Annotated in this window: 16 protein-coding genes and 1 tRNA gene; 9 read left to right on the top strand and 8 right to left on the bottom strand. The window is 71.1% G+C overall.

Translation table 11 applies throughout. The features are described from left to right. Window positions 1–369: 369 nt before the first annotated feature. Both serS and ACH47Z_RS14940 read left to right on the top strand, forming a co-directional pair. Window positions 370–1,647, top strand: a complete 1,278-nt coding sequence (gene serS / locus ACH47Z_RS14945; RefSeq protein WP_399073645.1) for a serine--tRNA ligase — start codon at window positions 370–372, stop codon at window positions 1,645–1,647. Beyond that, entirely contained in the window at window positions 1,644–2,444 is an 801-nt protein-coding gene (locus ACH47Z_RS14940) for an HAD family hydrolase (protein WP_399073644.1), read from the top strand. The genes serS and ACH47Z_RS14940 overlap by 4 nt, the downstream gene beginning before the upstream one ends. Before the next feature lie 17 nt (window positions 2,445–2,461). Here the strand turns inward: ACH47Z_RS14940 and ACH47Z_RS14935 are convergent. The 6 genes from ACH47Z_RS14935 to ACH47Z_RS14910 all read right to left on the bottom strand — a co-directional run bounded on the left by ACH47Z_RS14935 (window position 2,462) and on the right by ACH47Z_RS14910 (window position 6,585). Beyond that, window positions 2,462–2,547: transfer RNA gene (locus ACH47Z_RS14935), tRNA-Ser, on the bottom strand. 238 nt (window positions 2,548–2,785) lie between these two features. Continuing rightward, window positions 2,786–3,004, bottom strand: coding sequence for a hypothetical protein (locus ACH47Z_RS14930; RefSeq protein WP_399073643.1), 219 nt, complete (start codon window positions 3,002–3,004; stop codon window positions 2,786–2,788). A 79-nt stretch (window positions 3,005–3,083) separates the two neighbouring features. After that, window positions 3,084–3,803, bottom strand: a complete 720-nt coding sequence (locus ACH47Z_RS14925) for an ABC transporter permease subunit (RefSeq protein WP_399073642.1) — start codon at window positions 3,801–3,803, stop codon at window positions 3,084–3,086. A 10-nt stretch (window positions 3,804–3,813) separates the two neighbouring features. Further along, the gene (locus ACH47Z_RS14920; protein ID WP_399073641.1) at window positions 3,814–4,725 is read right to left on the bottom strand and encodes an ABC transporter ATP-binding protein; all 912 of its coding nucleotides are present in this window, start codon (window positions 4,723–4,725) and stop codon (window positions 3,814–3,816) included. Next, window positions 4,722–5,630 (bottom strand): ABC transporter permease, encoded by a 909-nt coding sequence (locus ACH47Z_RS14915; RefSeq protein ID WP_399073640.1) that lies wholly within the window; start codon window positions 5,628–5,630, stop codon window positions 4,722–4,724. Before ACH47Z_RS14915 ends, ACH47Z_RS14920 begins: the two co-directional genes overlap by 4 nt. Continuing rightward, window positions 5,620–6,585, bottom strand: coding sequence for an ABC transporter ATP-binding protein (locus ACH47Z_RS14910; RefSeq protein WP_399073737.1), 966 nt, complete (start codon window positions 6,583–6,585; stop codon window positions 5,620–5,622). Before ACH47Z_RS14910 ends, ACH47Z_RS14915 begins: the two co-directional genes overlap by 11 nt. 247 nt (window positions 6,586–6,832) lie before the next feature. On the opposite strand from ACH47Z_RS14910, the gene ACH47Z_RS14905 reads away from it, so the two are divergent. The 7 genes from ACH47Z_RS14905 (at window position 6,833) to ACH47Z_RS14875 (ending at window position 13,612) form a co-directional block, all read left to right on the top strand. Further along, window positions 6,833–7,675 carry a M24 family metallopeptidase gene (locus ACH47Z_RS14905; protein WP_399073639.1) on the top strand — a complete coding sequence of 281 codons (843 nt, stop codon included), beginning with the start codon at window positions 6,833–6,835 and terminating at the stop codon, window positions 7,673–7,675. Beyond that, the gene (locus ACH47Z_RS14900; protein ID WP_399073638.1) at window positions 7,672–9,426 is read left to right on the top strand and encodes an SDR family oxidoreductase; all 1,755 of its coding nucleotides are present in this window, start codon (window positions 7,672–7,674) and stop codon (window positions 9,424–9,426) included. The genes ACH47Z_RS14905 and ACH47Z_RS14900 overlap by 4 nt, the downstream gene beginning before the upstream one ends. Before the next feature lie 133 nt (window positions 9,427–9,559). Further along, window positions 9,560–10,507: a MerR family transcriptional regulator gene (locus ACH47Z_RS14895; RefSeq protein WP_399073637.1), complete on the top strand. Its 948-nt coding sequence runs from the start codon at window positions 9,560–9,562 to the stop codon at window positions 10,505–10,507. 135 nt (window positions 10,508–10,642) lie between these two features. Further along, window positions 10,643–11,191: an RNA 2'-phosphotransferase gene (locus ACH47Z_RS14890; RefSeq protein WP_399073736.1), complete on the top strand. Its 549-nt coding sequence runs from the start codon at window positions 10,643–10,645 to the stop codon at window positions 11,189–11,191. Window positions 11,192–11,253: 62 nt separating this feature from the next. Further along, entirely contained in the window at window positions 11,254–11,730 is a 477-nt protein-coding gene (locus tag ACH47Z_RS14885) for a hypothetical protein (RefSeq protein WP_399073636.1), read from the top strand. A 42-nt stretch (window positions 11,731–11,772) separates the two neighbouring features. Then, entirely contained in the window at window positions 11,773–12,675 is a 903-nt protein-coding gene (locus tag ACH47Z_RS14880) for an LLM class flavin-dependent oxidoreductase (protein ID WP_399073635.1), read from the top strand. A gap of 49 nt (window positions 12,676–12,724) precedes the next feature. Continuing rightward, window positions 12,725–13,612, top strand: a complete 888-nt coding sequence (locus ACH47Z_RS14875) for an HAD-IIB family hydrolase (RefSeq protein ID WP_399073634.1) — start codon at window positions 12,725–12,727, stop codon at window positions 13,610–13,612. 19 nt (window positions 13,613–13,631) lie between these two features. Here ACH47Z_RS14875 and cydD read toward each other — a convergent pair whose 3' ends face one another. Further along, a complete protein-coding gene (gene cydD, locus ACH47Z_RS14870) occupies window positions 13,632–17,156 on the bottom strand; it encodes a thiol reductant ABC exporter subunit CydD (protein WP_399073633.1) in 3,525 nt (1,174 codons plus the stop codon). A 59-nt stretch (window positions 17,157–17,215) separates the two neighbouring features. After that, window positions 17,216–18,220, bottom strand: a complete 1,005-nt coding sequence (cydB, locus tag ACH47Z_RS14865; RefSeq protein WP_399073632.1) for a cytochrome d ubiquinol oxidase subunit II — start codon at window positions 18,218–18,220, stop codon at window positions 17,216–17,218. Window positions 18,221–18,226 lie beyond the last annotated feature (6 nt).

Raw genomic sequence — 18,226 nt, 5'->3', positions numbered from 1 at the left:
CCACCCGAAGGTGGGTGTCGCCCAGGTTTGCCCTGGGAATTCTTCAGTCCGCCGGGAAGTTCCGGAGTGATCAATTCCGAAGTCCACAGACCTTCCACACAGCCTGTGGATAACTCTTCGGAGGGTGTGGATTTCTGTGGACAAGGGGGCCGCGAAGTCCCGCTCTCCACAAGGAAATCCGGTCAACCCGGCGCCTGGAGCGTGGCCCGTCCCAGGGAGTGAGACACTTTCCCTTGACTTGTTCCGAACTTCTTCCGACACGTTGCGCAATTTGCACATAACGGAACGTAAGCGACGAATAGCGGCGCATCGGAACTCCACGGAATAGTGATTCGTGAGCGGCGAGTCCGCACCGGTAGCCTTGGCCTCGTGATTGACCTTCGCCTGCTTCGTGAGGACCCCGACCGTGTGCGCGCGTCCCAGCGCGCCCGTGGAGAGGATGTCGCGCTCGTCGACTCCCTCCTGTCTGCCGACGAGCGGCGCAGGTCCTCCGGCGTCCGCTTCGACGAGCTGCGCGCCGAGCAGAAGCAGCTCGGCAAGCAGATCCCCAAGGCCACCGGCGACGAGAAGGCCGAGCTGCTCAAGCGCGCCGAGCAGCTGAAGGCCGACGTCAAGGCCGCCGACGTCGAGCGCGACGCGGCCGACGCCGAGACCCAGGAGCTGCTGCTCCAGCTCGGCAACCTCGTCCACCCCGACGTGCCCGTCGGCGGCGAGGAGGACTTCGTCACGCTGGAGACGCACGGCACGATCCGTGACTTCGGTGCCGAGGGCTTCGAGCCCAAGGACCACCTGGAGCTCGGTCAGCTGCTCGGCGCCATCGACGTCGAGCGCGGCGCCAAGGTCTCCGGCTCCCGCTTCTACTTCCTCACCGGCGTCGGCGCCCTGCTGGAGCTGGCCCTGGTGAACGCGGCGATCGCCCAGGCGACCGCGGCCGGCTTCACGCCGATGCTCACCCCGGCGCTGGTGCGCCCGCAGTCCATGGCCGGCACCGGCTTCCTCGGCCAGGCGGCCCAGGACGTCTACCACCTCGACAAGGACGACCTGTACCTGGTCGGCACCTCCGAGGTCCCGCTGGCGGCCTACCACATGGACGAGATCATCGATGCCGATCGCCTGCCGCTGCGCTACGCGGGCTTCTCGCCCTGCTTCCGCCGTGAGGCCGGCTCGCACGGCAAGGACACCCGGGGCATCTTCCGGGTGCACCAGTTCGACAAGGTCGAGATGTTCACCTACGTCGCCCCCGAGGACTCCCAGGCCGAGCACCAGCGCCTGCTGGAGTGGGAGAAGCAGTGGCTGACCTCGCTGGAGCTGCCGTTCCGCGTGATCGACGTCGCCTCCGCCGACCTCGGCGCCTCGGCCGCCCGCAAGTACGACTGCGAGGCGTGGATCCCGACCCAGGGCAAGTACCGCGAGCTGACCTCGACCTCGGACTGCACCGAGTTCCAGTCCCGCCGCCTGTCGATCCGGGTGCGTGACGGCAAGCAGGTCAAGCCGCTCGCCACACTCAACGGCACGCTGTGCGCAGTGCCGCGCACGATCGTGGCGATCCTGGAGAACCACCAGCAGGCCGACGGCTCCGTCCGGGTCCCCGAGGTGCTGCGCCCGTACCTGGGCGGCCGGGAGGTCCTGGAGCCGGTCGCCAAGTGACCGGGTTCCCGTACCGACTGATCGCCACCGACCTCGACGGAACGCTCCTGCGCTCCGACGAGTCGGTCTCACAGCGCACCCGTGAGGCGCTCGCCGCGGCCACCGCGGCGGGCGCGGCCCACATCGTCGTCACCGGCCGCGCGGTCCCGTGGACCCGGCACATCCTGGACGACCTCGGCTATGAGGGTCTCGCCGTCTGCGGCCAGGGCGCACAGGTCTACGACGCCGGCGCGCACCGCCTGCTGACCTCGGTCACCCTGGACCGTCAGCTGGCGGGCGTGGCCCTGGCCAAGATCGAGGCCGAGGTGGGTCCGCTGTACCTGGCGGCCAGCCGGGACGGGCTCGACGGCGAGGTGCTGGTCGGGCCGGGTTACGCGGTCACGGGCGCACTGCCCGCGACCCCTTTCACGGACGCGTCCGACCTCTGGACGGCTCCGCTGAACAAGATCTACATACAGCACCCGACGCTGTCCGACGACGAGCTGGCGGAGGCGGCCCGGCGCGCGGCCGGCGGCTTCGTCACCGTGGCCATGGCGGGCGAGGGCATCGTGGAACTCCTGCCGCTCGGCCTGTCCAAGGCCACGGGGCTGTCCCTGGCGGCCCGCCGCCTGGGCCTGAAGGCGGCCGACACGATCGCCTTCGGCGACATGCCCAACGACATCCCGATGTTCGCCTGGTCCTCCCGGGGCGTGGCCATGGCCAACGCCCACGCGGAACTCCGCGCGGTGGCCGACGAGGTGACGGCCTCCAACGAGGAGGACGGGATCGCGGTGGTGCTCGAGCGGTTGCTGGGCTGAGCTTTCGGTTTCTTCTGCGGAGGATGCACGGATCGAACGTGCGCGGGGTTGTCCCCCGACCACGGCTTAGCAAGCCGGTGCCTTACCACTCGGCCAATCCTCCGGGTGGGCGGCCCACGCGAGAGCGACATCGCGTGCTCGAAGCGGCCGCCCCGGACAGCTCCTGTGGCTCCGCGGTGGGGTAACTACACCGGAGCCGGCCTCGGGCTGTCCTGTCGGGAGCTGGGCGTACTGCCGTGCATGGGCGTCGCCCACCTCCACTCCCAGATCACGGCGCCGGGACATTCCCGGCGGACGGGGCACAACCACTGTGCCCCGCAGCCGAGTTGAACGCCACTGATTTACCGGCGGCGCCACCTGCGGCGCCGGGCCTTGCTGAAGAACCAGCCCGCCGGCGGCTCGTCGGAGCGCCACGGCTGTGGCTCCGGCTCCTCGGCGCGCCAGCGGGCGGCGAGCATCCGGGCCCGCGCGGACGGCTCGGAGGTCTCGGCGCCCCGTATGAAGTCCTCGTCCAGGACGAGCCCGTCCAGCCCGTCGCTCCCGGGTATCTCCTCTGCCATCAGCGGCCTCCTAGCCGTACATCCGCTTTGTCCCAGTGTGCCCGGACCGGTGTGAGGTCCCCGTCAAGCCATCGGAGGCCTACTCCTCGCCCGCGAGCTTCAGCGACCGCAGCTTCTGGCCGGCGTACCAGGTGGCCAGCACGGTGACCGCCACCAGCAGTACGGTGGCCGTCGGCAGGCTCACGGTGGAGGTCACGAGGTCCCCGCCGGCGACCTTGTGGGCGACGGCCAGCGACCACTGCTGGACGCTGAGCGTGCGCGCGCCGGGCACCAGGGAGCCGAACAGCGCCTCCCAGACCAGCGCGTACACGAGCCCGAAGACCACCGCGTGCCGGGAGACCGTGCCGAGCAGCAGGAACAGCGCCGCGTAGGCGATGGAGGAGACCAGCGCGGCGACCGTGTAGGCGACGGCGATCTGCTGACCGTTGCCGTTGAGGATCAGGCCGGCGATCAGGGTCGGCACCGCCGAGAAGACCATGGTCACGGCGATGGCGACGATCAGCTTGGTGAAGATGATCGTGGGCCGCTTCAGCGGCTTGGACAGCAGATAGACGACGGAGCCGTCGTCGATCTCGGGACCGATCGCGCCCGTGCCCGCGATGACGCCGATGATCGGCACCATCGTGGCGATCGCGAAGCCGCCGAGGACGTCGGACGCGGTCTGGTCGTCGGCTCCGGTCAGGGCCCGCACGGCGATGGAGAGCACGATCAGCAGCAGCGGCAGCGCGCCGAGGATGAGGGCCCGGCGACGGCCGAGCAGGGCCCGGTAGGTGAGCCGGGCGACGGTGGGGTCGTACATCTTCGGCCTCCTACGCCGCGACCAGGTACGAGAAGACGGACTCCAGGGACTCGTCCGACGGCGAGACGGTGAGGAGCCGGATGCCGTGGTCCCGGGCGACCTTCGGCAGCAGGGCGGTGAAGCGGCCGAAGTCGACGGCCTGGACGCGCAGCGCGCCCTCGCTGTGGTCGACCTCGATGCCGGCCGTGGAGGGGTCGGCGATCAGCGCGGCCGCGAGGGCGCGGTCGTCGCTGGAGCGCACCAGGTAGCGGTGCGGGCGGTCGGTCATCAGGCGGCGGATCCTACGGAAGTCGCCGCTGGCCGCGTGCCTGCCCGCGACGACGACCTCGATGTGCCGGGCGAGCTGCTCGACCTCTTCGAGGATGTGCGAGGAGAACAGCACGGTGCGGCCCTCGTCGCCCATCTTCCGCAGCAGGTCCATCAGTTGCATGCGCTGGCGTGGGTCCATACCGTTGAACGGCTCGTCCAGCAGGAGCAGGGACGGCTCGTGGACGAGGGCGCTGGCCATCTTCACGCGCTGGCGCATGCCCTTGGAGTACGTGGAGATCTTCCGGTCCTGCGCGTACTCCATCTCCACCGTGGCCAGCGCCTTCTGCGCCGCCTTGGCGCCGAGTCCGTGCAGTTCGGCGTTGGCGACGACGAACTCGAGGCCGGTGAGGAAGTCGTACATCGCCTCGCGCTCGGGGACGATGCCGATGTGCCGGTAGATCTGCTCGTTGCGCCACACCGGCTGTCCGTCGAGGGTGACCGTGCCGGTGGAGGGGGCGAGGAAGCCGCCCATCATGTTGATCAGGGTGGACTTTCCGGCGCCGTTGGGACCGAGCAGTCCGGTGACGCCGGGGCCGATGGTCATGGTGATGTCGTTGACGGCGACCACGTTGCCGAACCAGCGCGAGACGTGGTCGATGCTGAGGGTGGTCACAGGCCCACCTTCCTGTAGCGGCGCATGAGGAGGCCGTAGCTGCCGGCGATCAGGGCGAGGACGACCAGGACGTAGACCACGCCCTGTCCGGCCGACGGGTTGATCGCTCCGGGGTTGCGGGCGGTCGCGCCGAGGAAGGCCGACTGGACGCCGTCGATGAGCGTGACGGGCGAGAACAGGCCGATCCACGGGATGACGCTCGAGTGGTTCTGCACGTTCGCGATGGCCTGGAGTGTGGAGACCGCGCCGTAGGAGATGATCAGCACGGCGATCACGGCGGCGATGCCGAAGCCCCGGCGCGGGGTGACGGCGGCGATGACCAGGCCGATGCCGGCGAAGAGCAGGGAGAGCAGCGCCACGGACACCAGTCCCTCGGCGAATTCCTTGGTCTGGTGGGCGAAGCCCAGCTTGGCCAGCAGCGCGCCCACGTACATCACGAGCAGGGGAGCGGCGGTCAGGATGAAGATCGCCGAGGCGAGCGCCGCGAACTTGGCGCGGACGTAGTCGGCGGTCTCGATGGGCCGCGAGAAGTACAGCGGTACGGTCTTGAAGCGCAGGTCGCGGGAGACGGACTGGGGTGCCTGCGCGGCGACGTACAGGCTGATCACGGCCTGCATGATGATCGCGTACCGGGTGTAGGTCACGGGCAGTTCGTGCGCCTTGGTGAAGACGGTGACGGCCACCATGATGGCGGCGGGCACGCACATCACCGCGAACAGCACCATCGGCAGCACCTTGGACTTCACCGAGCGGCCGAGGCCGTAGGAGCCGCGCAGCGACTGCGCGTACAGCGAGCGGCGGGCGTAGGCGCGGCCGAGGCGGGGGCCGTCGTAACCGCGGTAGCCGATGTCGTGGATGCGGGTCTGGTCGCCCGCCGGGGTGGCCAGGGGGTTCTCAACCGCCATGGACGGCCGCCTCCTTCCGCTGCTCGTCGCTGTCCCGGAAGACTTCCAGGATGTGGTGCCGGCGCTGCTCCATGCGCACCAGGCCGAGGCCGAGGTCGGCGACGACGTCCCGGACGAGGTCGTAGGTCTCCTCGCCCTCGGCGGTCAGCAGCAGGATGTGTCCCGCGCCGGGGAGCCCCGCGCCCTCGTTCTGCGTGTCGACCCCGCGCGCGTGGAGCGCGTCGCGGACCGCGCGGGTGCCGTCGGGGTGGGTCTCGCTGTCGGTGACCTCGATCGCGAGGGTGGTCGTGGTCTGGGTGAAGTCGGTGGTGGAGCTGGAGCGCAGCAGCTTGCCGCCGTCGATGACGACGACGTGGTCGCAGGTGCGCTCGAGTTCGCCCAGCAGATGGGAGGTGACCAGGACCGAGATGCCGAAGTCGGTGTGGATGCGGCGGATCAGGCCGAGCATCTCGTCCCGGCCGACCGGGTCGAGGCCGTTGGTCGGCTCGTCCAGGAACACCAGCTGCGGGTCGTGCACCAGCGCCTGAGCGAGTTTCACCCGCTGCTTCATGCCTGTCGAGTAGCCGCCGATGGGGCGGTAGCGCTCCTCGTACAGACCGACATGGCGCAGGGTGTCCGCGGTGCGCTCACGCGCGGCGGTGGGCGGCAGGCCGGACATCCGTGCCATGTGGACGACGAACTCGGTGGCCGAGACGTCGGGCGGCAGGCAGTCGTGCTCCGGCATGTACCCGACGCGCTCGCGGATGGCGCCGCCGTTGGTGGCGACGTCGAGGCCGAGCACCTCGGCGCGGCCCTCCGTGGCGGGGGACAGACCCAGCAGGATCTTGATCAGGGTGGACTTGCCGGCGCCGTTGGCTCCGACGAGTCCGGTCACACCGGGTCCGATGTCCACGGACAGCCGGTCGAGCGCGGTCACCCGGGGGAACCGCTTGCTCAGGCTTTCGGTCGCGATCACAGTCACGCCTTCGACCGTAGTGATTCCGGCCACGCCGGTCGTCAGACTTCAGAGCCGTCTTGGCGTCAGACCCAGGTATTACGGGGCCCTAGGGGATGCCCTGCCTAAGGGTTACCGCGGGTTTTCCACAGCCTGCCGTCCCTCCTATTGACGCCGCCTCTAACAACTGTCACATTCACCGGTGTCAAGTTACGGACGCGTACCGCAGTCGATGGGACGAATCGGCGGCACAACGGGACGGGGCGGCATGACGACGGCAGTGAGCAGCGAACTCTCCGTGGAACTACGGGGCTTCAGGCGGGTGCAACGCCTCGCCTACGAGTGTGCGGAGGCGGTCGCGGCGCGCCTGGAGCCGGGCGTGACCGAGCGCGAGGCGGCGCGGATGCAGCGGGAGTGGCTGCGCGGGCGCGGGGTGCGGGACTGGTTCCACCTGCCCTTCGCCTGGTTCGGCGACCGCACGGCGTTCGTGAACTTCCGCATACCCCTGCAGTTCTTCCCCACCGACCGCGCCCTGGAGCCCGGGATGCCGTTCATCCTGGACATGGCGCCGGTCCACGAGGGATACACGGCGGACATCGGCTACTCGGGCTCACTCGGCGTCAACCCGGTGCAGGACCGGCTGATGGCCGACCTGGAGGCGCACCGCGAGCTGATCCTGCGCGAGGTGCGCGAGCGGCGCCCGCTGCGCGAGATCTACGAGGACGTGGACCGGCTCATGGTCCGCCAGGGCTACGCCAACCGGCATCGCGCGTACCCGTTCGGTGTGATCGCCCACAAGGTGGACCGGGTGAGGCAACGCCGCTTCTCGCCCCACCTGTTCGGGTTCGGCACGCAGTCCCTGAAGGGGCTGGCCGCCGACGCCCTGCACGGCCACCGCGAGGGCTGGTCACCCCTGTGGTCGCGGTACCGCTTCTCCGACCACCCGCCGCAGCCGGGCCTGTGGGCGGTCGAACCCCACCTCGGCTTCCGGGGTACGGGCGCGAAGTTCGAGGAGATCCTCGTGGTCACCGACTCCAAGGACCCCGAACAGAGCGCGTTCTGCCTGGACGACGATCTGCCGCACGTGCGGCGCTGGGCGGAGGAGAAGTGACGCTGAAAGGTGCGCGGGAGCGCCGCATCGCCACCGGCGGGGTCGACCTGTGCGTGGCCGAGCTGGGCGATCCGGAGCAGCCGACAGTGGTGCTGGTGCACGGCTACCCGGACAGCAAGGAGGTCTGGTCGGAGGTCGCCGCCCGCCTCGCCGACCGCTTCCACGTGGTGCTGTACGACGTCCGGGGCCACGGCGAGTCGACGGCGCCGAAGCCGCTGCGCGGCGGCTTCACGCTGGCCAAGCTCACCGACGACTTCCTGACCGTGGTGGACGCGGTCAGCCCGGACCGGCCGGTGCACCTGGTCGGGCACGACTGGGGCTCGGTGCAGTCGTGGGAGTTCGTCACGGTGGGCCGCACGGAGGGCCGTATCGCCTCCTTCACCTCGATCTCGGGCCCGTCCCTGGACCACTTCGGGCACTGGATCAACGCGCGCGTGAAGCGTCCGACGCCCCGCCGGGTGGGCCAGCTCCTCGGCCAGGGCGCCAAGTCCTGGTACGTGTACCTGCTGCACACGCCCGTCCTGCCCGAGCTGGCCTGGCGCGGCCCGCTCGGCAGGCGCTGGCCGAGGATCCTGGAGCGGGTCGAGAAGGTCCCCGGCGGTGACTACCCGACCGCCTCCCTGCCCTCCGACGCGGCGCACGGCGCCTGGCTGTACCGGGACAACGTCCGCGCCCGGCTGACCAGACCGCGCCCGGACGCGTACGCACACGCGCCCGTGCAGCTCATCACGCCCCAGGGGGACGCGTTCCTGTCCGAGCGGCTCTACGACGACCTGGAGCGGTGGGTGCCGCGGCTGACCCGGCGCACGCTCCCCGCCAAGCACTGGGTGCCGCGCACGCGGCCCGACCAACTCACGTCCTGGATCGAGGAATTCATCATGTCCGTGGACGGCGGCCGACCGGAACCCAAGGCCACCGGCCGCCACGCCGACCGGTTCGGCGGGCAGTTGGTGCTGGTCACCGGCGCGGGCAGCGGCATCGGCCGGGCCACGGCGTTCGCCTTCGCGGAGGCCGGCGCGCGTGTGGTCGCGGTCGACCGCGACGCCGAGGCCGCCGCCCGCACCGCCGAACTCGCCCGGCTGATCGGCGCACCCGAGGCCTGGGCGGAGACCGCCGACGTCTCCGACGAGGAGGCGATGGAGAAGCTCGCCGAGAAGGTGCACCGCGCGTACGGCGTGCTGGACGTGCTGGTCAACAACGCGGGCATCGGCCTGTCCGGCTCGTTCTTCGCCACCACGACCGAGGACTGGCGCAAGGTCCTGGACGTGAACCTGTGGGGCGTGATCCACGGCTGCCGGCTCTTCGGCGCGCGGATGAGCGAGCGCGGCCAGGGCGGCCACATCGTCAACGTCACCTCTGCGGCGGCCTATCAGCCCTCCCGGGCGCTGCCCGCCTACAGCACCTCCAAGGCGGCGGTGCTGATGCTCTCCGAGTGCCTGCGCGCCGAACTCGCCGGGCAGGGCATCGGGGTGAGCGCGATCTGCCCCGGCTTCGTCAACACCAGCATCACCTCCACGGCCCGCTTCGCCGGCGTCGACGAGGCGGAGGAGCGCCGCCGCCAGAAGAACTCCGCCCGGCTGTACGGCCTGCGCAACTACCCGCCGGAGAAGGTGGCCGCGGCGATCCTGGACGCGGTGAGCCGCAACACGGCCGTGGTGCCGGTGACCCCGGAGGCAAGGGGCGCCCGTCTGTTGTCACGGTTTGCGCCGGGGACGCTGCGCAGACTGGCACGGGTCGAGCCGAGGTTGTGAGGGGCGCAAGAGGCGGCAGTCGTACCCGCGCAACTGCGGGCAGTCGTACCGCTGGAGCGGCGCCCGTCCCCAAGCCGAGCGGCACCCGGCAAGCGCCGGCGAACCGCCCCGGCCACCAGGCTAGGAGCGCCCCATGCCCGACCCCCCGGCCCAGAACGCCTACCGCATCGAAGATCTGGCCCACCGGACCCACACCACCGTGAGAACCATCCGCGCCTACCAGGACCGTGGTCTGCTCCCCCGGCCCGAGCGCCGGGGGCGGGCCAACGTCTACTCCGAGGCGCACGTCACCCGGCTCCACCAGATCGCCCATCTCCTCGACCGCGGCTACACCCTGGCCTCGATCAAGGAGCTGCTGGAGGCCTGGGACACCGGCCGGGGCCTGGGCGGAGTGCTCGGTCTGGTCAACGAGGTCGAGGGCCCCTGGACCGACGAGCGCCCCGACCGCGTCACCCGCACCGAGCTCGACGTCCGCTTCGGCGGCACCCCCGACGACGACGCCGTGGCGGAGGCGGTCGAGCTGGGCGTGCTGGAGCGGATCGACGGCGACCCGGACACGTTCCTGGTGCCGAGCCCCCAAGAGCTGTCCGTGGCCGTCGAGTTGCACGCGGCCGGGGTCCCGCTGTCCGCGATCTCCGGCCACCTGCGGGAGTTGAGGGGCCAGGTCGAGCACATCGCGGCCCGTTTCCTGGAGTTCACCACCGAGTACGTCTTCGCGCGCTATCTGGACGATCCAGGTCACCGCACGGACGCGCACGCGGCGGAAGCGGCCTCCCTGGTCCGTCGCCTGCGGCCCCTGGCCCAGCAGACGGTGGAGGCCGAACTGGCGCGCGCCATGCGCACGTTGGCCACTCGGCACCTGCGCACGCACCTGATCACGGAGATGCCGACGGCGGAGCCGTCCGCCACCCGTTCCGTGCCTCTGCCCGCCGAGACGATCTCCGCCGTGGAAAGGCTTGTTGGTCCCGGGCATGTCTCCGAGTTCATCGCGCTGGCGGCCGAACGAGAGGTGAGAGCACGGGCGTTGGACCGGCTGACCACAGGCTCCTTTGGTGACAACGATCTTCGCGAATCACCCTAATTCGCACGCCACTTGTCCACAGAGTTGCCAATTCACCTGTGGATAACGGCACTTGGTTGTGGATCAAACCTGCGAACAAAAAAACCTGCGTGATCCACGTCTCTCCCGCACGCTGGACGCATGAACGAAAGACCCATCGACGAGAGACGCACCGTGAAGGTGTCGAAGTACCTCTCCAAGCACCTGCGCCACCAGCCGGAGCGGATCGGGCTGGCCCCGGACCCGGCCGGCTGGGTGGAGATCGACGCCCTGATCGCCGCGGCCGCCGCCCACGGGTTCCCGATCACGCGCGAGGAGCTGGACCACGTGGTGGCCGCCAACGACAAACAGCGTTTCGCGGTCGAGGGGACCAGAATCCGCGCCAGCCAGGGCCACAGCATCGAGGTCGACCTCGGACTGCCCCCGGTGACCCCGCCGCCGTACCTCTACCACGGGACCGTCGCCCGCAACCTGGACGCGATCCGCGCGGAGGGGCTCAGGCCCATGAACCGGCACGACGTCCACCTCTCCGCCGACCGCGAGACCGCCACCCGGGTCGGCGCCCGTCGCGGCCGCCCCGTGGTGCTCGCCGTCGACGCGGGCGCCATGCACCGCGACGGCCATGTGTTCCACGTCAGCGCCAACGGAGTCTGGCTGACGAAGACCGTACCGGCGCGCTATCTGCGGTTTCCCGGTCCGCAGTGAGCTTCACGCGCGCGCGGTCGCGATCGGCGACGCAGCGATCGGCCGCGGCGATCGGCGATGTCATGATCAGTGGTATGGACCACTTGCCCGAGCGCGAGCACCTGCCGACCACCCAGGCCGCCGTCACCGCCCTGCGTGACCTCGCCGCACGCTACGCGCGCGAGATCGAGGTGACCCATGACATCGGCGCCGACCAGACCTCCCGGCGCAGCGCCGCGGGCATCGGGGTGACCACGGACCCGGACGGCTCCCTGCCGCACGAGGCGTACGTCGAGTTCGGCGGCGTGCCCCGGGTGAGCGTGCGGCTCTATCCGGACGACGACGCGCTGATCACCGTCGAGGGCGTCGAGTGCCCCGACATCGCGCGCGACGACGTACCGGCCTTCCTCCGCTCCGTCTTCGAGGGCCTCGCCCATGTCCGGGCGCGCCGCTTCCCGCCCGGCTACCGTCTGGTCGTCCCGCTGCCCGGCGACCGCGCGCACACGGAGTACATTCCGATGGTCCTGCTCGGACCGTGGCTGAGCCAGAACGTTCGGTGACCGTTTCGTCCGTAGTCAGTGGGGCCGCTTACCCTCGAACGCATGAGTCTGCGTCTGAGCACCGTGATCCTGCCCTACCGCCGCTGGAGCGAAGGCGGCCGTTCGACCTGGACCCGGGCCGAGCAGCTCGGCTTCCACACCGCGTACACCTACGACCACCTTTCCTGGCGCAGCTTCCGTGACGGCCCGTGGTTCGGCGCGGTCCCGACCCTGACCGCCGCCGCCGGAGTCACCGAGCGCCTGCGTCTCGGCACGCTGGTGACCTCGCCGAACTTCCGGCACCCGGTGACCCTCGCCAAGGAGCTGATCACCCTCGACGACATCTCCGGCGGCCGGATCACCCTCGGCATCGGCGCGGGCGGCACCGGCTTCGACGCCACGGCGCTCGGCCAGGAGCCGTGGAGCCCGCGCGAACGCGCCGACCGCTTGGCCGAGTTCGTGCCCCTGCTCGACCGGCTGCTCACCGAGGACGCGGTGTCGTACGAGGGCCGGTTCTACTCGGCGGGCGAGGCGCGGAACATCCCGGGCTGTGTCCAGCGGCCCCGGCTGCCGTTCGCGGTGGCGGCCACCGGCCCCCGCGGCCTCAGGCTCGCCGCGCGGCACGGACAGGCGTGGGTCACCACGGGCGACCCGAAGCTGTACGAGACGGGCACCCCGGAGCAGTCCGTCGAGGCCCTGCGCGGCCAGATGGGCAAGCTGTCCGAGGCCTGCGCAGCTGTCGGACGGGACATGGCCGAGCTGGACAAGATCCTGCTCACCGGCTTCACCCCGGACCGCGGGACCCTGCTTCAGTCCGTGGACGCCTTCGTGGACTTCGCCGGCCGGCACCGGGACCTGGGCTTCACCGAGATCGTGATCCACTGGCCCATCCCGGACTCCGACTTCGCCGCGGACGAGAAGGCCTTCGAGCAGATCGCCATGGACGGGCTCGCCCAACTGAACTGACGTCATCTGCGTCTCATCTGTGCGCGGGAGCGCACGGCCGTGCGGGCATATGCGCGAGAATGGGCCGGTGACCTCAGCGACCAGACAGCCCGGGACCCCTGCCGCCGCCGCGCCCCCGCGGCTGATCGCCACCGACCTCGACGGCACGCTGCTGCGTGACGACAAGTCGGTCTCCCCGCGGACCGTGGCCGCGCTGGCCGCCGCCGAGGAAGCGGGCATCGAGGTCTTCTTCGTCACCGGCCGCCCGGCCCGCTGGATGGACGTCGTCAGCAACCACGTCCACGGCCACGGCCTGGCGATCTGCGGCAACGGCGCCGCCGTGGTCGACCTGCACGGCGGCCCCGGCGCCCACCGGTTCGTCAAGGTGCGCGAACTGGCCCGCACCAACGCCCTGGACGCCGTACGGCGGCTGCGCGCGGCGGCGCCCGGCACGGTGTTCGCGGTGGAGCAGACGTACGGCTTCCACCAGGAGCCCGACTATCCCAAGCTGCACATGGAGATACCGGACAACCTCCTGCCCGCCGAGCGGCTCCTCGCCCCCGACGGCCCGGACGCCGGCCAGCCCGTGCTCAAGATCCTGGCCTACCACCCGGACCTCGACCCGGACGCCTTCCTCATGCTCGCCCGGCTCGCGATCGGCGACCGCGCCAACGTCACCCGCTCCAGCCCCAGCGCCCTGCTGGAACTGAGCGGCCCCGAGGTCTCCAAGGCCAGCACGCTCGCCCTGTGCTGTGCCGAGCGCGGCATCTCGCACGAGGAGGTCGTCGCCTTCGGCGACATGCCGAACGACCTGGAGATGCTGACCTGGGCGGGCCGGTCGTACGCGATGGGCAACGCCCACCCGGACGTCCTCGCCGCCGCGTCGGGCCGTACGGTCGCCAACAACGAGGACGGCGTGGCCGTCGTCATCGAGCAGCTGCTGGCGGAACGCTTCTAGCAGCGGCATGCGCAGGGCGTCACCCGGCCCCCACCAGCGCCTCCGCCTCCTCCTCCCGCAGTGCCATCGCCCGCAACGGCCCGTCCACCGCGAGCAGTTCCGCGTACGCGCCCCGCTGCACGACCCGGCCCGCGTCGAGCACGACCACCTCGTCCACCGCCTCCAGCCCCGCCAGCCGGTGGGTGATCAGCAGTGTCGTACGGCCCTCCGTGGCGGCCAGCAGATCGGCGGTGAGCGCGTCGGCCGTCGGCAGGTCCAGATGCTCGGCCGGCTCGTCGAGGACCAGGACGGGGAAGTCGGCCAGCAGCGCGCGGGCCAGTGCGAGGCGCTGCCGCTGCCCGCCGGACAGCCGCGCCCCGTGCTCGCCGACGAGGGTGTCCAGGCCGTCGGGCAGCCCGTCCACCCAGTCCAGCAGCCGGGCCCGGCCCAGCGCCCGGCGCAGCTCGTCCTCGGTGGCGTCCTTCCTGGCCAGCAGCAGGTTCTCGCGCACCGAGCTGTCGAAGAGATGCGCGTCCTGTGCACACAGCCCGACGAGCCGCCGTACGTCGTCGCCGGCCAGCGCGTACGCGTCGACACCGGCGAGCGTGTACGTGCCCTCCTGCGCGTCGAGGAAGCGCAGCAGGACCTGGGCGAGGGTCGTCTTGCCGGAACCCGAGGCCCCGACCACGGCGATCCGGCGCCCCTTCTCCAGCGTGAGATCGAACCGGGCCAGCGCCTCCCGCCGCTGCCCCTCGTACCGCGCGGCGAGCCCCCTGACGACCAGCGGGAACGGCGAGGCGGGCGCTTGCCGGGGCTGCTGGGGTTCGCGTACGGGCTCCGGGGCGTCCAGCACCTCGTACACCCGCTCCGCGCTCCGCCGCACCCGCTGCCGGTGGCGCACGGCGAGCGGCAGCCCCAGTACGGCTTCGAAGGCGGCCAGCGGAGTGAGGACGACAACGGCCATCGCCACGCCGGACAGCCGGCCCGCGCCCACTGCCTGGGCGCCGAACAGCGCGGTGGCCGCCACGGTCAGGCCGGAGACCAGCGCGGTGAGCCCGTCGCCGAGCGCGGTGGCCACGGCGGCACGCGAGGCGATCCGGGTGAGGGTGCCGTCGGCACGCCGGGCCGCGTCCTTACGGGCGGGCAACGCACCGGCGACGGTCAGCTCCGCGGTGCCGGTGAGCAGATCGGTGACGCGGGTGGCGAGCAGACCCCGGGCGGGAGCGAGCCGCCGTTCGGCGCGCCGGGCCACGGCAGCGGTGACCAGCGGGACACCGACACCGGCCGCCACGAGGCCCACCGCGAGGGCCGCCCCGGCCTCGGGCAGCAGCCAGGCGGTGAAGCCGACGGAGGCGGCGGAGACGGCGACGGCGACCGACGCGGGCAGCAGCCAGCGCAGCCAGTAGTCCTGGAACGCGTCCACGTCCGCGACCAGCCGGGTCAGCAGATCGCCACGGCGGGCGCTGCGCAGTCCAGCGGGTGCCAGTCGCTCCAGGCGCCGGTAGACGGCGACCCGGGTGTCCGCCAGCATCCGCAGCACCGCGTCGTGCGACACCAGCCGCTCTGCGTACCGGAAGACGGCCCGCCCGATCCCGAAGGCCCGCGTCGCGGTCACGGCCACCATCAGATACAGCACGGGCGGCTGTTGCGAAGCCCGCGAGATGAGCCACCCGGACGTCGCCATCAGCCCGACAGCACTGCCGAGCGCCAGAGCCCCGAGGACCAGGGCAAGCACCAGCCGCCCCCGCTGCGGCCCAGCGAGCCCACGCACCCGGGCGAGCACGCGCCGGGAACGCGCGGGGGCCTGCTCGGCAGGGTCACTCAAAGACTCTGCCGGATCGCTTTCCAGCCCGCCGGGCCCGGACCCCGTCGGCCCACCTTCCAGCCGACGGTTTCGGGTGGTGGTCGGGCGAAGGCGGAGCCCCCCGGCGGGCCCACGGTCGGTGAGCCGCACGACCCGGTCAGCCACATCCAACAGCGCGGGCCGATGCACAACGAGCAGCACCGTACGGCCGACGGCAAGCCTCCGCACCGCCGCCACGACCTCCGCCTCGGTCTCCCCGTCCAGCGCGGCCGTCGGCTCGTCCAACAACAGCACAGGCCGGTCCGCGAGAAACGCCCGCGCCAACGCCAGCCGCTGCCGCTGCCCCGCCGACAACCCGGCCCCGTACTCACCGAGCACCGTATCGACGCCCTCGGGCAGCGCGTCCACGAACTCCAACGCCCCCGCGTCCCGCAGCGCCCGCCGTACGGCACCGTCGTCCGCGTCGGGCCGGGCCAGCCGTACGTTCTCCGCGATCGTCCCGGCGTACAGATGCGGCCGCTGCGGCACCCACGCGATCCGCGACCGCCACTCCTCCAGGTCCAGGCCCGCGAGGTCCGTGCCACCGATCCGCACCCGGCCGACGGCGGGCTCCACGAAGCCCAGCAGTACGTTCAGCAGCGTCGACTTGCCCACACCGCTCGGCCCGACCAGCGCGACCGTCTCACCGGGCTCAACAGTGAAGGACACGTCGGTCACGGCATCGGCGGAGCGGCCGGGGTAGCGGACGGTGACCCCCTCGAAGGCCACCGCGCCCGCGGGCACCGCACCGGTGCCGGACGCCGGGACCGGTGTCTCCAGTACCGCGAAGATCTCCTCCGCGGCGGCGAGCCCCTCCGCCGCCGCGTGGTACTGCGCGCCGACCTGGCGCAGCGGAAGGTAGGCCTCGGGCGCCAGCACGAGGATCACGAGGCCGATGTACAGGTCCATGTCGCCGTGGACGAGCCGCATGCCGATCGTCACCGCGACCAGGGCTACCGACAGCGTGGCGAGCAGTTCCAGGGCGAAGGAGGAGAGAAAGGCGATCCGCAGGGTCCGCATGGTCGCCTGCCGGTACTCGCCGGTGATCCGGCGGATGGACTCGGCCTGCGCCTTGGCCCGGCCGAACACCTTCAGCGTGGGCAGGCCTGCGACCACGTCCAGGAAGTGACCGGACAGCTGGGACAGCAGCCGCCACTGACGGTCCGTCCGGGACTGGGTGGCCCAGCCGATCAGCACCATGAAGAGCGGGATGAGCGGCAGAGTACCGACGATGATCGCCGCCGAGACCCAGTCCTCGGTGACGATCCGCGCCAGCACCGCCACCGGCACGACCACCGCGAGCCCCAACTGCGGCAGATAGCGCGAGAAGTAGTCGTCCAGGGCGTCCACGCCTCGCGTGGCCAGGGTGACCAGCGAGCCGGTTCGCTGGCCGCTCAGCCACCCGGGATCGAGCGCCGACGCCCGGTCCAGCAGCCGTCGGCGCAGTTCGGACTTCACCGCCGCGCTCGCCCGGTGGGCGGCGAGTTCCGTGAGCCAGGAGACCAGCGCACGGCCACCGGCGACGGCCACCAACAGCAGCAGGGGAGTGCGCAGTTCAGAGGCTGACTGCCCGTGCTGGAAGGCGCCGACGACGACCTGGGCGATGAGCATCGCCTGGGCGATGACCAGCCCCGCACCGACGGCTCCCAGGCCGACGACCGCCACGAGGAAGAGCCGGGTGGCGCGGGCGTACCGCAGCAGACGTGGATCGATTGGTTTCACGTGAAACGTGCCCTTCGGTCCAGAGGGTGTGTTTCACGTGAAACACACCCTCGGCGGACTCAGTGCGCGATATCGGCGATGTGCTGCGTGCCGATCCGCTTGCGGAACACCCAGTAGGTCCAGCCCTGGTAGAGCAGGACGAGCGGGGTGGCGATCCCCGCACACCAGGTCATGATCTTCAGGGTGTACGGGCTCGACGAGGCGTTGGTGACCGTCAGGCTCCAGTCCCCGTTGAGGGTGGACGGCATGACGTTCGGGAAGAGCGACAGGAAGAGCATCGCCACGGCGGCCACGATGGTGACGCCGGACAGGGCGAACGACCATCCCTCGCGCCCGGCCTGATTGGCCACCAGAGCGGCGACCAGCGCGGCGACCGCCACGATCAGGGCCACCAGGCTCCTGGTGTTACCGGTGTCGGCCTGTGTCCACAGCAGGAAGGCGAGCGCCACGACGGCCGTGACGAGACCGACCCGCAGGGCCAGCTGCCGTGCCCGCACCCGGATGTCCCCCACGGTCTTCAGCGCGGTGAACACCGCCCCGTGGAAGGTGAAGAGCGTGAGCGTGACCAGACCGCCGAGCAGGGCGTAGGGGTTGAGCAGGTCCCCGACGGTACCGACGTACTCGAAGTGCTGGTCGATCTTCACGCCATGCACGATGTTCCCGAAGGCCACGCCCCACAGGAACGCCGGGATCAGCGAGGTCCAGAAGATCGCGTGCTCCCAGTTGCGCTGCCAGTTCTCCTCGGGCCGCTTCGCCCGGTACTCGAAGGCGACGCCCCGGACGATCAGGCAGACCAGGATGACAAGCAGAGGAAGGTAGAAGCCGGAGAAGAGGGTGGCGTACCACTCCGGGAAGGCGGCGAAGGTCGCGCCGCCCGCGGTGAGCAGCCACACCTCGTTGCCGTCCCAGACGGGCCCGATGGTGTTGATCAGCACCCGCCGCTCCGGCCGGTTGCGGGCCAGCAGCTTGGTGAGGATGCCGACACCGAAGTCGAAGCCCTCCAGGAAGAAGTAGCCGGTCCACAGAACGGCGATCAGGACGAACCAGACGTCGTGAAGATGCATGACTGT

This window comes from Streptomyces sp. NPDC020192 (assembly GCF_044388685.1).
GTDB lineage: Bacteria > Actinomycetota > Actinomycetes > Streptomycetales > Streptomycetaceae > Streptomyces.
This window is presented reverse-complemented; position numbering and strand designations above follow the sequence as displayed.